The sequence below is a fragment of the Paenibacillus sp. YIM B09110 genome (genome assembly GCF_037167145.1).
Classification (GTDB): Bacteria; Bacillota; Bacilli; order Paenibacillales; family Paenibacillaceae; genus Pristimantibacillus.
Map to the genome: position 1 here is coordinate 1 of NZ_JBANSP010000014.1, position 13513 is coordinate 13513.

Annotated in this window: 7 protein-coding genes and 1 pseudogene; 4 read left to right on the plus strand and 4 right to left on the minus strand. The window is 49.4% G+C overall.

The genetic code is table 11. The features are described 5' to 3' along the window. Positions 1-93: 93 nt before the first annotated feature. Together V8F51_RS19650 and V8F51_RS19655 are read right to left on the minus strand one after the other, a co-directional pair. Positions 94-975 carry a nicotianamine synthase family protein gene (locus V8F51_RS19650; protein ID WP_337102106.1) on the minus strand — a complete coding sequence of 294 codons (882 nt, stop codon included), beginning with the start codon at positions 973-975 and terminating at the stop codon, positions 94-96. 121 nt (positions 976-1096) lie between these two features. Further along, positions 1097-2323, minus strand: coding sequence for a sensor domain-containing diguanylate cyclase (locus V8F51_RS19655; RefSeq protein WP_337102107.1), 1227 nt, complete (start codon positions 2321-2323; stop codon positions 1097-1099). 524 nt (positions 2324-2847) lie between these two features. Between V8F51_RS19655 and V8F51_RS19660 the strand changes: the two genes are divergently transcribed. The 4 genes and pseudogenes from V8F51_RS19660 to V8F51_RS19675 all read left to right on the plus strand — a co-directional run. Further along, the gene (locus V8F51_RS19660) at positions 2848-3636 is read left to right on the plus strand and encodes a class I SAM-dependent methyltransferase (RefSeq protein WP_337102108.1); all 789 of its coding nucleotides are present in this window, start codon (positions 2848-2850) and stop codon (positions 3634-3636) included. 123 nt (positions 3637-3759) lie between these two features. Then, a complete protein-coding gene (locus V8F51_RS19665; RefSeq protein ID WP_337102109.1) occupies positions 3760-10461 on the plus strand; it encodes a DUF7507 domain-containing protein in 6702 nt (2233 codons plus the stop codon). Then, on the plus strand, positions 10458-11774 hold the full coding sequence (locus V8F51_RS19670; protein WP_337102110.1) for a DUF11 domain-containing protein: 1317 nt from the start codon (positions 10458-10460) through the stop codon (positions 11772-11774). Before V8F51_RS19665 ends, V8F51_RS19670 begins: the two co-directional genes overlap by 4 nt. 163 nt (positions 11775-11937) lie before the next feature. Beyond that, positions 11938-12171, plus strand: a pseudogene (locus V8F51_RS19675) (IS3 family transposase); the annotation flags it as partial. Between the two features lie 67 nt (positions 12172-12238). On the opposite strand, the gene V8F51_RS19680 reads toward V8F51_RS19675, so the two are convergent. Continuing rightward, positions 12239-12808, minus strand: a complete 570-nt coding sequence (locus V8F51_RS19680) for a hypothetical protein (protein WP_337102111.1) — start codon at positions 12806-12808, stop codon at positions 12239-12241. A 7-nt stretch (positions 12809-12815) separates the two neighbouring features. Beyond that, entirely contained in the window at positions 12816-13490 is a 675-nt protein-coding gene (locus tag V8F51_RS19685; RefSeq protein ID WP_337102112.1) for a hypothetical protein, read from the minus strand. Positions 13491-13513: the final 23 nt, after the last annotated feature.

The following is a 13513-nucleotide window of genomic DNA, read 5'->3' on the forward strand; positions in this document are numbered from 1 at the left end:
AAAACAAACGGCAAAGGAGGTTCCCCATGCCGTTTCGGATTACATTCATATTCCTGATCTTGTCTTAGAGGTTATCTTAATGACATTGCCCCATTACAGGGCGGCTTTAGAGGCAAGAAACAAAGTCGAATTAATAACAAGATTTTGATCAGGACGAGTTCGCCCCAGAATGTTCCATCCCTCCTGACTCAATTTCGATTCATCAATCGCTTCGTACATCATTTGCCTTATTCCCTCCGCTGTGCGAACAGCTACAAGAGAATCCGGGGAAGTATGACGGATTTGTTCAAGCACCGCTTGCTTATTCCTCACTAGACTAGCAACAAAGATCCGGCTGTAAGAGCTATAGTCAAACTCTGATCCATTACCCAACACGACAGTCAATTTATCCCTCAAGCCCAAGTGCTCTATCAATGTGCTGGATACCTCATAGGCCACTGCATCCATTTCCACGCAGATAACCTCCACATCACCGAACAAGTGCAAAATAAGAGGACTTAGCGGCAACGGTCCGCTGCCAACAAAAACAATCGGCGACTTCTCTCTCTGACTATCCTGCGGGGTGAACTGACGAAGCGTCGACAGCTCCTGACTAACCAAGGCCATGTAAATATTCCAATTAGGCAGCCTCGTCACGATATCCAAGACAGTGCCCTCCAAACTGGAAATGTGGCGAGAGTCGCTCAGCTCTACTAAAAACTCGGCTTCCGACAACTTATCCTGCAGTTTTCGTTGGTTCATTCGAACGTATTCATTGCTTAAAACAGCTTGTACCTCTTCCGGATAATAAGGGTATCGCAACTGAAGCGAGAACTGACTAATCAGATTCGTAACCAATTGATTAGCAGGCGACAGATCGGTTTCCTCCTGTAAAAGTTCATTCGCTTCACGTATTAAGGTAATAAAGCTGTTAATCATTTGCACCCTTGGCTCCGTGCCTGTATGTATAATAGAACCGTTAGAATAAACGTCCATTTTGCCCGCTTCCTCCTTCAATCTGCATCCGAATTCCTACAACAAAATATATTCATTGGGTCCAAGATATAGAAGGATCGTAAAAAGCGCCGCCCCAGATTGGGACAGCGCTCTTAAAAAGTTATATTCTTGAATAAATCAAGCTCCCATTTTTCCCCGATCGTTTAACCTTATACATGGCTTCATCCGCGTATTTTATTAACTTCGTAACGTCCGTCGTATCTCTAGGATACACACTGACCCCTACTGAAAACGAGATCGGAATTTCAGTTGCCTCATGCGGGAACGAGGTTTCGGATAATAAGCTCAGCCGATCGTTAATCAAAGCGTTAACCTCGCTTTGCTCGGAGCATGGAACGATTAGGACGAACTCGTCTCCTCCGATCCGGCCTAATAGATCGCCAGGTTTTGCACCAAATTTAATGGTATCCGCTATATGCCTGAGATACAGATCGCCAACATGATGGCCATACGTATCGTTAACCTGCTTGAAATTATCCAAATCAATTAATGCAAGAGCAAACCAATCGTTGCCTGCCGTCTTTAGCTCCAAATGCTCCCGAATCGCAGTCCGATTATAAAGATCGGTCAACAAATCGTGATGCGCGAGATGCTTATAACCTCTTTCGGATTCCAATAATTTGCGTTCCGTATCCTTTAAGGAGGTTACGTCAGTAAGATGCATCACGAATAATTGCTCGTTAACGCCATCGATTAATTCAAAGCCCATCATTAAATCCATATGTCCCTGATTCGGATCAGGATTGTTCATTCGAATCTCCATGTTGGCTGCCTTATCTTTTCCTTGTACATATAAAGCCAAAATTTCGTTAAAACCTGGCCCGTCATCACATTGAAAATGGCTCGTAATCTGCTGAACGGGAATACCCTCGAACCACTGATTGGCCCGGGGGTTCATTTCTATAATGGATCCCTTCCGGTCCAATAAAAAAATGGCCGTCGGCGCGGACTTGAAGAGGATATGAAACAGCTTGCGGTAATCCGGCATGATGTTATGTTTTCCAATCAAATGACGAAGAACGACAGACCAGAGCAAATAACCTATGAAATAATAAATCATTGCGTTGCGCGACGTTAATATCTCCGTTTGCAGAAGAATAGTGACGATGACAAACCAAGCAAACAGCGAAAATAAACTAAGCAGCAGAGACTGTGAGATTATTTTTAGTTTGGCTTCCCGCGCACGATATCGGCAAACGGCCAAAATAATGACTGAAATTAGGATGTACCCCGCGACAAAAATAAGGGTAAGGAGCAAAAACAACGGATCGAGCGGGCTTCGTCCCTCCGTAACAGCGGCATTATAAAGCTCCCGATGATCCTTCATTATTAAGAAAACTGCCCATAATAAAAATGGTGCCGAATAAATCAATGGCAGCCATCGTTTCAACGAAGCTGTTATTGAGCTTCCAATGAGTATACTAAGATGGACTAAGAAACAAATGACAAACAAAAGCATCGGGGCGTTCCCATATAGAACAATCTGCATTTGATATTCGGTCAGCAAGGACGTTTTCACATATTCGCCAAGGAAATAAAACAAAAAAGCAAACATAAGAAAAGCCGCAATTCGATTCAACATACTCCTTCTGTTGCGATGAATCAATGTAATGGCCATATAAAAGAAAAAATAGGTAGGCAGCAAAATGGTTAAGAAGTCCATGAATTGTGCGCTCATCGTTAAGTGTCCTATCGTTGTCTATAGTCTAACCACAATTATAACTGGTTTTCACCTAACAAAAAACTATTAAAATGTTGGCACAGGTTGCTTTCAGTCACATCTTGACCATCTATGGGATACTTTATAGGATGAAAATCAATACATTCACACCTACCCAGGAGGGATCGATGATGAAGCTGGATTTGGGCTGCGGCACGAACAAGCACCCTGATTTTTACGGAATTGACCGCTATCCGCTGGATGGCGTGGATTTAGTATGGGATATGAACAACGGCATTCCTCTGCCCGATGATTCGGTAGAATGGGTTATGGCCTGCCGCAGTCTACCTTACGTACAAGATTTATTTGCAGTGTTGTCCGAAACCTATCGCATTTCCATTCATAAATCCATCGTATGCATACTGGCTCCTTATGCCCACAGCTTCAAGAACGTGACCAACCCCATGCTCCGGCATCGTTTCGACGAGCACACCCCGCGTTATTTCACAAAGCATTTTTATCAGCCGCCGCACGGACCCGAATCTCCGGCCGTCCCGCATTATCTCGACCTAGGCGGTCTTCCATTCGATTTCCGTTTGATTCGGATGGAATGCTTTTACAACGATATCTTTCACTCGCCTATTTATGAATCCGAAGAACTGGACGAACTTGGGCGGCTTCAGAACAATATCGTGGATGAAATCATGTATCATTTTGTCGTTGTAAAGGAGTACATCTCCCCATTCGAGCTTGACCAATTATCACGCCAAACCCATATGGAACCCTCCTGCGTACAATCACTGCGCAAAATCGAAGATCCACCGGAATTGATGGAAGAACAAGAGCCGCACCTTCCCAAAGAGAGCGAAATCGAACCGCCAATGCCCCCGAAACGTTCCTTGCCGCCGCAAAGACGCCACAACAAAAAAGCGCCGCGAATTTCAAGCAGCCCTAAGAAACGATTCCGCTATTCTCGATAATTTAATTGCCTTCCCCCCATTTGGACAGACAAATTCAAAAGTTTAGGCTCATAGTTATGAGTTGGTAGAAACTTTTATGGAGTTGTTTTTCGGAAATGGAGGTGAATCCACATTCCACTCATCGTGCGGGCAACTGTTAATGCAACAGGCGCCATTACCTTTACGGGAAACACTTTGGGTCTCAGTCGTTCCGAGGTGTCCGGCGTTCCCGGAACTTCCGACAGCATCGGCGCATTCGTTACAACCAATACCGCCTTGCGATACGGCACCTATCCTTTTGGCACCACGGATAACTACTTGCTCAACAGCTCGTCGGCCGTTTTGAATCTTCCCGGTGGCAGCTCGGTGCTTTACGCAGAGCTGATCTGGGGCGGCACCTATGTCAATGGCACGACCAATCTGACAGCAGCCATTAATAATCCGGTATCCTTCACGACACCCGCCGGGACGTCCGATGTAACGCCAGACTCGGCTACGAGCAACATCTTTGACCTGGGCGGAGGGGCCCTTGGTTATGTGCGAACGGCAAATGTGACCTCGCTGGTGCAGCAGGGAGGCGGCGGAACCTATACGACAGGACGGGTTGTAGGCACACTGATCATCAGCAATGATCCAACCGCCAACAATGCCGGATGGACGCTCGGCGTCATCTATCAGAATGCCTCGCTTCCTTTCCGCAATATGTCTTTGCGGGCAGGAGCGGTTCTGGTTCAGAGCACCTCGTCGGCTGTTACGACTACGCTTACCGGTTTTTCTACGCCTGTATCGGGGGCGCTGGGAGGCCGCGCCTTGTTCAGCGGTCAAGAGGGAGATGCCAACCGTACCGGCGATCAAGCGTTGTTCGGTCCTACCACATCAACCTTGGTCGCTATATCGGGTACGAACAATTTTGCCAACAACTTCTTTGCCTCCCAGATTAACAACGATACCGGAGCGTTGGATACTTCAGGCACCTTCGGGAGCCGCAACCAGACGAACGGCGCACCAGGAAGCAATATTGTGGGGGGAAGGCAAGGCTGGGATATTACCAATGTGGATGTATCAGCCCGATTGGTCAATAATCAGACCTCCGCCGTACTTAGGTTAACAACATCGGGCGATGCCTATGTGCTTAATGCCAACGCCTTGCAAATCGATATTAACGCACCTAGGGTCGGTGTGACCAAATCAGCTAATGTCTCCGGCTCCCTGACCGGGGATACGATCCGATATACGGTTACCGTCACCAATACCGGAACGGCCAATGCGACCGACATGATTGTGACCGACAGCCTTCCAGCCGGATTAACTTTTGTTGCGGGAAGCGTCTCGGTTGCAGGTGTTGCCAGACCGACGGGCGATATTACGGCTGGCGTTCCAGTCGGCACGCTGGTGCCGGGTGCTTCCATCGCAGTGGCCTACAGCACGCGGGTAACGTCCATGCCCGGATCGCAGCTGCTCGTCAATACAGCTAATGCCTCCTTCAACTTCCAGAGCGTTGCCGGAGGTCCGATCACCCCTGCCGTCATTCCATCCAACGGAGTAACCGTGCCGGTGTATTCGCCGATTCTGTCCATGAACAAAACGGCAAGCACGGCTAATGCGACTGTAGGAAGCACGGTCACCTACACCATTGTTGTGACCAATTCCGGCAATATTGCCGGCACGACGACCGTGACGGATCCAATTCCTGCCGGTACTTCCTTCGTGCCGAACAGTGTAACCGTAGGCGGCGTGACCGTGCCGGGAGCCAATATTGCTACCGGCGTTTCGGCAGGGTCCATTCCGGCAGGCGGCTCGGCTACCGTTACTTTTCAGGTATTGGTTCAAAGTCTGCCCTCCCCTCCTCAACTGGTGAACCAAGCTAAGGCCGCGTATACGTTCACGGTTCCCGACGCCCGAACCTCATCCGGCTCGGCAGCCTCGAACACCGTGACCTTACCTGTTGCCCTTCCGAATGTAACTGTCGTCAAAAGCTCCAGCGTACCGGACGCTTCTGTCGGGGAGGCTTACACCTATACCGCCCTGATAGCCAACAACGGCACCGTTGCCGTCACGAATGTGACTCTTACAGATGCCATGCCAAGCGGTTCTGTTCTTGTTGCGGGCAGCGTGACCCTGAACGGAACGCCCCAGCCGTCAGCCAATCCTGCAAGCGGCATAACTATCGGCACATTAACTGCGGGTAGTTCTGCAACCGTCGCTTTCCAAGTAACGTCTTCATCGCTCCCCACGCCCGCGCAATTTGTCAACCGCGCTTCCGTGGCATACAGCTCCGGAGTGTTCAGCGGCGTATCGTTGTCCAATACCGTCACCGTCCCGGTCTATCAACCTATTATCGCTACAGTGAAATCGGTGAACCAAAGCGTCGCCACCGTCGGAGATACATTGAGCTATACGATATTCGTCTCGAATACCGGCAATTTGGCCGCGCAAGCAACCTTATCGGATACACTTCCGGCAGGTACCTCCTTTGTACCTGGAAGTGTGACGGTCAATACGGTTTCCGTCCCGGGCGCTTCGCCGATTGCAGGCATATCTCTCGGATCCATTGCGCCAGGAAGCTCTGTTCCTGTCACGTTTCAATTCGTCCTGAACACGCTGCCCTCTCCGCCGAGGCTCGTGAATCAAGCAACGACGGCATATTCGTATCAATTGCCGAGCGGGCGTCCATTTACAGGTTTTACGTCGCCATCTAATGTGGTCGACATTCCGGCTACTTCGCCTAATCTGACCGTCACCAAAGCGGTTAACAGCACGATTGCTACGATTAACGACATTTTGACATATTCGATCGCCGTCACCAACAACGGCGTATCAGCCGTTACGAATGCCGTGTTCTCAGATAACCTTCCAGCCGATACGATTTTTGTAACCGGCAGTACCGTCGTGAACGGCATATCTTTGCCAAACGCTGACCCTAGCGGAGGCATCTCGCTTGGAACCATAACCGCAGGGACTACCGTGCCGATTACCTTCAACGTCCGTGTAGCAGCCGTTGCGCCGACCATCCCGGCACAATTAAGTAATCGGGCCAATGTGAGCTTTACTTCGGGAAGTTTTACCGGCTCCTCCTCTTCAGCAGTGATCACAACGGCCGCTTACTTACCTGTCATTGACATTGTCAAGAGCAGCAGTGTCAGCACATTGACCGTAGGCGATACCTTTACGTATTCACTGACTGTCAGTAATACCGGCAATTACCCGGCTGAAGTTCAATTGGAGGATATTTTACCGCCTGAAGTTGTCTTCGTGCCGAATAGCGTAATTATTAACGGCTTCCCGAATCCAGGTGTCGATCCGACTACAGGCATCCCGCTGGACACGGTATCCGCAGGCGAAATCAATGTTGTTAGCTTCTCGGTTACAGTCGTGTCCCTGCCCAATCCACAGCAGCTCTCTAACCAATCCAATGCTTTATACAGCTATACCTTGCCAGACGGAAGAATGTTTACCAAAAATTCGATGTCCAACACGGTCTTAGTATCGGTATCCGCTCCTAATGTCTCTATGCTCAAAAGCACTGGCAGCACATCGGTAGCCAGCGGAGACACGGTCACATATACCGTATTGGTCTCGAACAACGGGGCAACTCCGATCAACAATGCAGTCGTAAGCGACATGATGCCGCAGGGCACCAGCTTTATCACCGGGAGCGTATTTGTGAATGGTGCATCCGTACCGCTTGCAAATCCAGCTATCGGCATTCCAATCGGTACATTAGCCCCCAGCGCTTCTGCTACCGTAACCTTCGAGGTGATGGTTAACATGCCCACTCCATCCGTAATTTCGAACCAATCTACGGTCAGTTTTACATCAGGCGCTTTCTCGTCGGCGTCCCAGTCCAACAATGTGAATGTGCCCGTCACGCAACCTGTCATCACGCTGGTGAAATCTTCGGATACGTCCAATGCCTCGGTTGGAAGCTCGGTTACATACACGGTCGATGTATCCAACACAGGCAATCTGCCAGCACAGGTTATATTGACCGATGCTATTCCTAACAGCACAACGTTTATTCCGAACAGCGTGGTAGTTAGAGGTTTGCCTGTGGCCGGAGCTGATCCGGCAACGGGTATTCCAGTTGGGTCCGTGGCAGCCGGGGCAACGGTACGTGTGACCTTTAGCGTACTTGTCGTTTCCTTGCCGAGCCCGCAGCAGCTTGCCAATCAGGCTGAAGCAGACTATACCTTTGTACCGCCGGACGGACGTCCGCTGTCTGGCATTGCTCAGTCCAATACACTGACTATTTCAGTGTCCGCCCCCAATATATCTATTGTTAAGAGCTCTACAACGACCAATACAACAATCGGAGACATCGTTCCCTATTCCGTTAGCGTGACCAATACAGGTATTGCACCGATTACTAATACTGTCTTTACAGACCCGATTGCTCCTGGCTCATCCTTTGTGCCTGGTTCGGTTAAGATCAACATGGTGTCCAGTCCTGCCTCCATCCCATCCAGCGGAATTCCGCTAGGACCGATTGCGCCGGGAGCAACAATCACCGTTACCTTCAACGTCCAGGTGGAATCTCTTCCAACCTCCGGTTCATTGATCAACCAATCGTCTGCAACATTTACTTCCGGAGCCTTCTCAGGAACGGCTTTTTCCAATACTTCCGTCATAGCAGTTAACCAGCCGATACTGACAGCCGTGAAAAAGGCAGGCGTTGCGACTGCAACGGTAGGCGATACGCTGAATTACACCATTACCGTAGCGAATTCCGGTAACTACAGTGCTTCGGCAACGGTAACAGACAGTATACCGACGGGAACCTCCTTCATTCCGAACAGCGTTATCGTGAATGGTGCGCCTCATGCCGCCGAGTCTCCCGTAACGGGCATTGCTATCGGCGCCGTTGCGCCGGGATCACCCATTGATGTCACCTTCTCTGTCCTAATCGAATACCTGCCTACGCCGCAGCAGCTTCTCAATCAGGCCTCGGTCAGCTTCGCGTACACGCTGCCTGACGGACGTCCGTTCAACGGCTTGATAGCGTCCAATACAGTTACGGTAGGCGTAACTGCGCCTAATGTTTCTGTAGTCAAGACAACGCTCACTACCGCCTCCACCGTTGGCGATATAATAGAATACAGCATCAACGTGAGGAATAACGGAATTACTGCGATCATCAATACACTGCTGACCGACCCGATTCCCGTTGGAACCGCATTTGTTCCGGGAAGCGTTACGGTAAACACTGTATCCCAGCCTGCGGCAAACCCGGCTGCCGGCATAGCGCTCGGTGATATTGCACCGGGAGCATCCGTCCCGGTCACTTTCCGCGTCACGGTTACTTCGATTCCGAATCCTGCATTCGTCAACAATCAGTCGTTTGTCAGCTTTACTTCCGGCTCTCTCTCGGCAACGGCCTTTTCGGAAAATGTAGCCACACCTGTGTTCCAGCCCACGCTGTCCGTTGTCAAAACGGTCAGCAGCACGAATACCTCTGTGGGAGAGACCATCGTATACTCTTCCACGATTACGAACTCCGGAAATATCGGAGCAACGACTACGCTGACCGATCCGATCCCGTCCGGTACGACCTTGGTAACGAACAGCGTACTGCTGAACGGCGCCAGCTTGCCAGGCGCCGACCCTTCTGCCGGCATTCCGCTAGGCGTCATTTCTCCGGGCTTCCCTGTAACCTTAACCTTCTCTGTGGTGATCACTTCACTGCCGCCAACCCAGCAGCTAGTGAACCAATCCACAGCAGGCTTCAGCTATACCTTGCCGGATACGCGCACCTTTACAGGATCCGTCCAGTCGAACACAGTGACCTCCAATGTATCGTCGCCTAGTGTGACTGCCGTCAAAAGCACTACTTTTACCGCGACGACGATTGGCGACATTGTTCCTTATCTCGTTACCGTAACCAACGCCGGAATTCAAAACGTGACAGACGCTATTCTAGTTGACCCGATTCCTGCTAATGCCTCATTTGTTGCGGGCAGTGTCACGGTTAACGGCGATCCACGTCCCGGCAGCAACCCGTCATCCGGCATCCAACTAGGAACAATCGTACCTGGCGGCAGCGTTGAAGTCAGATTCAGCTTTACGACTACAGCTTTGCCAGCATCCGGCACCATCAGCAACCAGGCTACCGTCAGCTTCACCTCCGGCGCGTTCTCGGGAACTTCTCTGTCCAACGCTGTCACGCTGCAAGTAGCGCAGGCGATTATCAGTGTTGTCAAGAGCTCCAGTGTAACCGTCGCTACGGTTGGCGATACCGTTATCTACTATTTGGACCTTACCAATACGGGAAATGCGGCAGCAACGGTGACGCTTACAGACCCAGTACCCGCCGGGGCTGAATTTGTCCCCAACAGCATCATTATTAATGGTGAGCCGCAACCAGGCGTCAATCCCGACATGGGCATCGTAGTCGGTATAGTACAGCCTGGAGGAAGGATTACCGTTACGGTAACGCTTCAAGTCGTCATTGAAACGCTGCCGTCACCGCAGCAGCTGGTCAACTCGGCCGTGGCTAACTTCTCCTTCTTGCTTCCCGACGGAAGAACGGGTACCGGTTCATCGCCGTCCAATACGGTCGTCATTCCGGTATCCTCTCCGGATGTCAGCGTGGTCAAGAGTACGGTTGCCATTGACGCCGTTTCCGGTGATACGATCACTTACATGATTCTTGTTACCAACAACGGTATTACCACCGTCAATAATGTCGTGGTCATCGACCCGATTCCCGTCGGCAGCACCTTTGTCGATGGCAGCGTCACCGTGAATGGTGATTCGTTCTTGACAGCAAATCCTTCGGTCGGCATCGCTGTCGGCTCCATATTAGCAGGAGCCACTTCAACAGTAACCTTCAAGGTGCTTGTGTCATGACTCCGGATTCGGCCAAGGAAGAAGTCCTGTTGAACCAATCTCGGATTGTCTATAACGCAGGCGGCACTTCATTCGTTACGTATTCCAATACGGTGATCACACCTGTTGTCGGCCCTGTTATAACCTTGGTCAAAAGCTCGGAATCGTCTCAGGCATTTCCCGGTTTGCCGGTCATATTCGCCGTCAACATCACTAATACGGGCAACCGTGACGCCGATATAACCATCTATGATCTGCTGCAGGAGGGAACGGAATTTGTCCCTAACAGCGTACACCGGGATGGTGTTCCTCTTCCAGGCGCCAATCCCGTGTCCGGTCTGTACCTTGGCAGACTCGGACTGAATCAGACCGTACAAATTACTTTCCAGCTTGTGACCTCCATGCAGATAACTAGCGCTCAGCTTAGTAACCAAGTGCGGGCAGATTATACGTTCGAGGCGGCTGGAGGGCGATTGGTCGAGGACAGCGTCTATTCCAATACCGTCACGCTTCCAGTCATCCGAATCGATAAGCCGGATGTAACGATTACCCTTACGGTGAACAAAACCCTCGCAAGTCCGGGGGAATCCCTTCGGTATACCGCTCGTGTATCGAACAATGGGGACGTCGCCGCCGATGTTATTCTGTTCGCCGTCATCCCGAATGGTACGCTATTCGTTCGTAACAGCATTACCATGAACGGCGTTATGCAAAGCGGGGAATTGGTGACGACAGGTATCGCGCTAGGAACGGTTGCCCCTAGAAAGCAGTCTGTCGTCACCTTCGAGGTAATGATTACAGGCAGCAATATTGTGTCGCCGGCTCAAGTTTTAGTCAACCAGGCCAGCACGGAAGGCACTTACAGAAGTACAGGCGGGACCGTAACACGACTGGATCCTTCGGTGTCTGGAGCCGTTTCAACAGAGGTCTGTTATCCGCACTTTCAAATTGAAGTAACGACGAATCCTCTCGTCGTAGAACCAGAGGCAGTTGTCCATTATAACGTCGTGCTGACGAATACCGGGAATTGGGCAGCGGATGTTACCTTAAATCGCCTTACGATCAGGCAAACCTCCCTAATACGCGGATCGATTCGCATAAATGGGGTGCCTGCCGCAGATCCGGATGCCTCAGGCTCCATTTTTTTAGGGTACGTATCGCCGGGAAACGCCGTTCAAATCAGCTATCAGATTTTGGTGAGCCCGCTTGTAACGAGTCATGTCCTGCGAGGGACTGTCACAGCAAACTATTCGTATGAGCTGAACGAAACCTATCACCATGGAGAGGTTAACTCGGGCGGTTACGTCATTTACATTGAAAACTCGGATGAATAAGAAAGGTGCCCCTCGTAAAAAGGTACCCATGCACTGGACACTTCGAAAAAAGTGTTTAGAGTATGGGTACCTTTTTGTATACTGCAGGGCTCGGGATGGATGATCCGTCACCTTTGTCAATTGCTAAACGTGTCTCGTTCGGGGTATTACAACTACTTAGGATTTATTGAAGCAAAAAGGACTTAGACAGTCGATGCCACGTCGTGGGAACAGCTGGGACAATGCTCCGCAGGATCCTATTACGGTCATATGAAAGATCCAAAACTGTACGACATATGCCGAAGTAAAACGAGAAATAAATCGCTATATCCGTTATTACAACCATCATCGATATCAATGGGGACTAAAAAAGATGACTCCTGTACAGTACAGAAATCATCTCTTAAACACGGACTAATACTCTTTTTTTCAAAATGTCCTTGATAGAGGATCCAGTTTAATCGTTTCAAGTAGCGGTCTCTACTTTAATCCGACTGGGAATATTTCTGCGTTTTGTTGCGGTAATAATAAGCCATATCGCTTTCAACTACGATTTTATCATGATTATCCGTATGTTCATCGTCAAGTTTCCTCACTATAATTTCAGAGGGGTCTTCATTCCTTAACGGTTCCGCATCGTCGGCCGCCTTATCCTTTGATTCCTGAAAACGAACCCGCCATTTCCGTGCATGTTGGTCACGAATGGAGTATCGTCCCCAAGTCGTTCTCTCCATATGAGCAATAGCTCCAAGGTCCATTCGTTGAAATAGGCGATTTAATTGCGAAATTCCCCATATACTCTCTTCCGCTTCATCAAAAGGAGGATGAAATAAACCGTCAACCGTTTCTTCCACAATTAAGCAAAAATCTATCTCATCCTCCTTATCGAGATAGGAGCTGGCGTTTTTCCACCAATCCCAATACGAGTCTAAGGAGTCTGTGTAGTACATCTCGCCGTTGACAGGCACCAATTCCAAATGTTCAGAGTCTTTTCTCTGACGCATCGTCTTTATTCCTGCAGAAGTTACAACAAATAGATATTGATGACGCCGCATTTCAACCTCAACCTTCCGTATTCGCAGAACGAATCATATCTCCCAATCGTTCTTTCATTTGGTCATCTGAAAGCTCGGGATTCAGTTTTTTAAGACTATTCATCATAATCGATTCCGATTTATCCATCTCTTCCATTTTCAAATCGCCCTTCAAGTAGCTCGTCATCTGAACTTGCTGGAATCCGGCCTCCTTGAAGCCCTCAATAACAGACATTGCAAATTCCGGCGATATCGCTTGCTTGCCGATTGTCGTCCAGAAGTCGCCTGGAATTAATATATCCTTTTTCTCTTCGATGCCTTTCGACAAAATCGCAGTGCCGACGGTTTGGCAAGCGATTTTGTCCATCAGCGACATTTCCTTCATCTTAGTTTGATCGATTTGGATTTCCTTATTTAAGTAATCGATATATTGTTGCACCGAATCAAAATCTTCCAATTGTTTATCGCTTTGCAACGCCTTGGCGCCAAGCTCATCCACAGTATCTTTATTTTCCAACCCTAGCAGCTTCGATATGAGATCAACAGTCGTACAAATAATGTCGACTACTTGCGCGATACGCAATAAATCGAGCCCGTTTAAGGCGCTAAAGATCGATTTACCGTAAGTTGCAACCATACTGCCAACCGATGCGATCGTACTTATCACTGCACTAATACCTGTGATAATAGCTCCTAAACTCATACAAATGACCCCAATTCGTAAAT

What these genes read in the sequence shown, in the direction of transcription:
- V8F51_RS19660 (WP_337102108.1), top strand. Translation starts at nt 2,848, where the DNA reads ATGAAGCTGGATTTGGGCTGCGGCACGAACAAGCACCCTGATTTTTAC.
- V8F51_RS19685 (WP_337102112.1), bottom strand. Translation starts at nt 13,490, where the DNA reads ATGAGTTTAGGAGCTATTATCACAGGTATTAGTGCAGTGATAAGTACG.
- V8F51_RS19670 (WP_337102110.1), top strand. Translation starts at nt 10,458, where the DNA reads ATGACTCCGGATTCGGCCAAGGAAGAAGTCCTGTTGAACCAATCTCGG.
- V8F51_RS19655 (WP_337102107.1), bottom strand. Translation starts at nt 2,323, where the DNA reads ATGAAGGATCATCGGGAGCTTTATAATGCCGCTGTTACGGAGGGACGA.
- V8F51_RS19650 (WP_337102106.1), bottom strand. Translation starts at nt 975, where the DNA reads ATGGACGTTTATTCTAACGGTTCTATTATACATACAGGCACGGAGCCA.
- V8F51_RS19680 (WP_337102111.1), bottom strand. Translation starts at nt 12,808, where the DNA reads ATGCGGCGTCATCAATATCTATTTGTTGTAACTTCTGCAGGAATAAAG.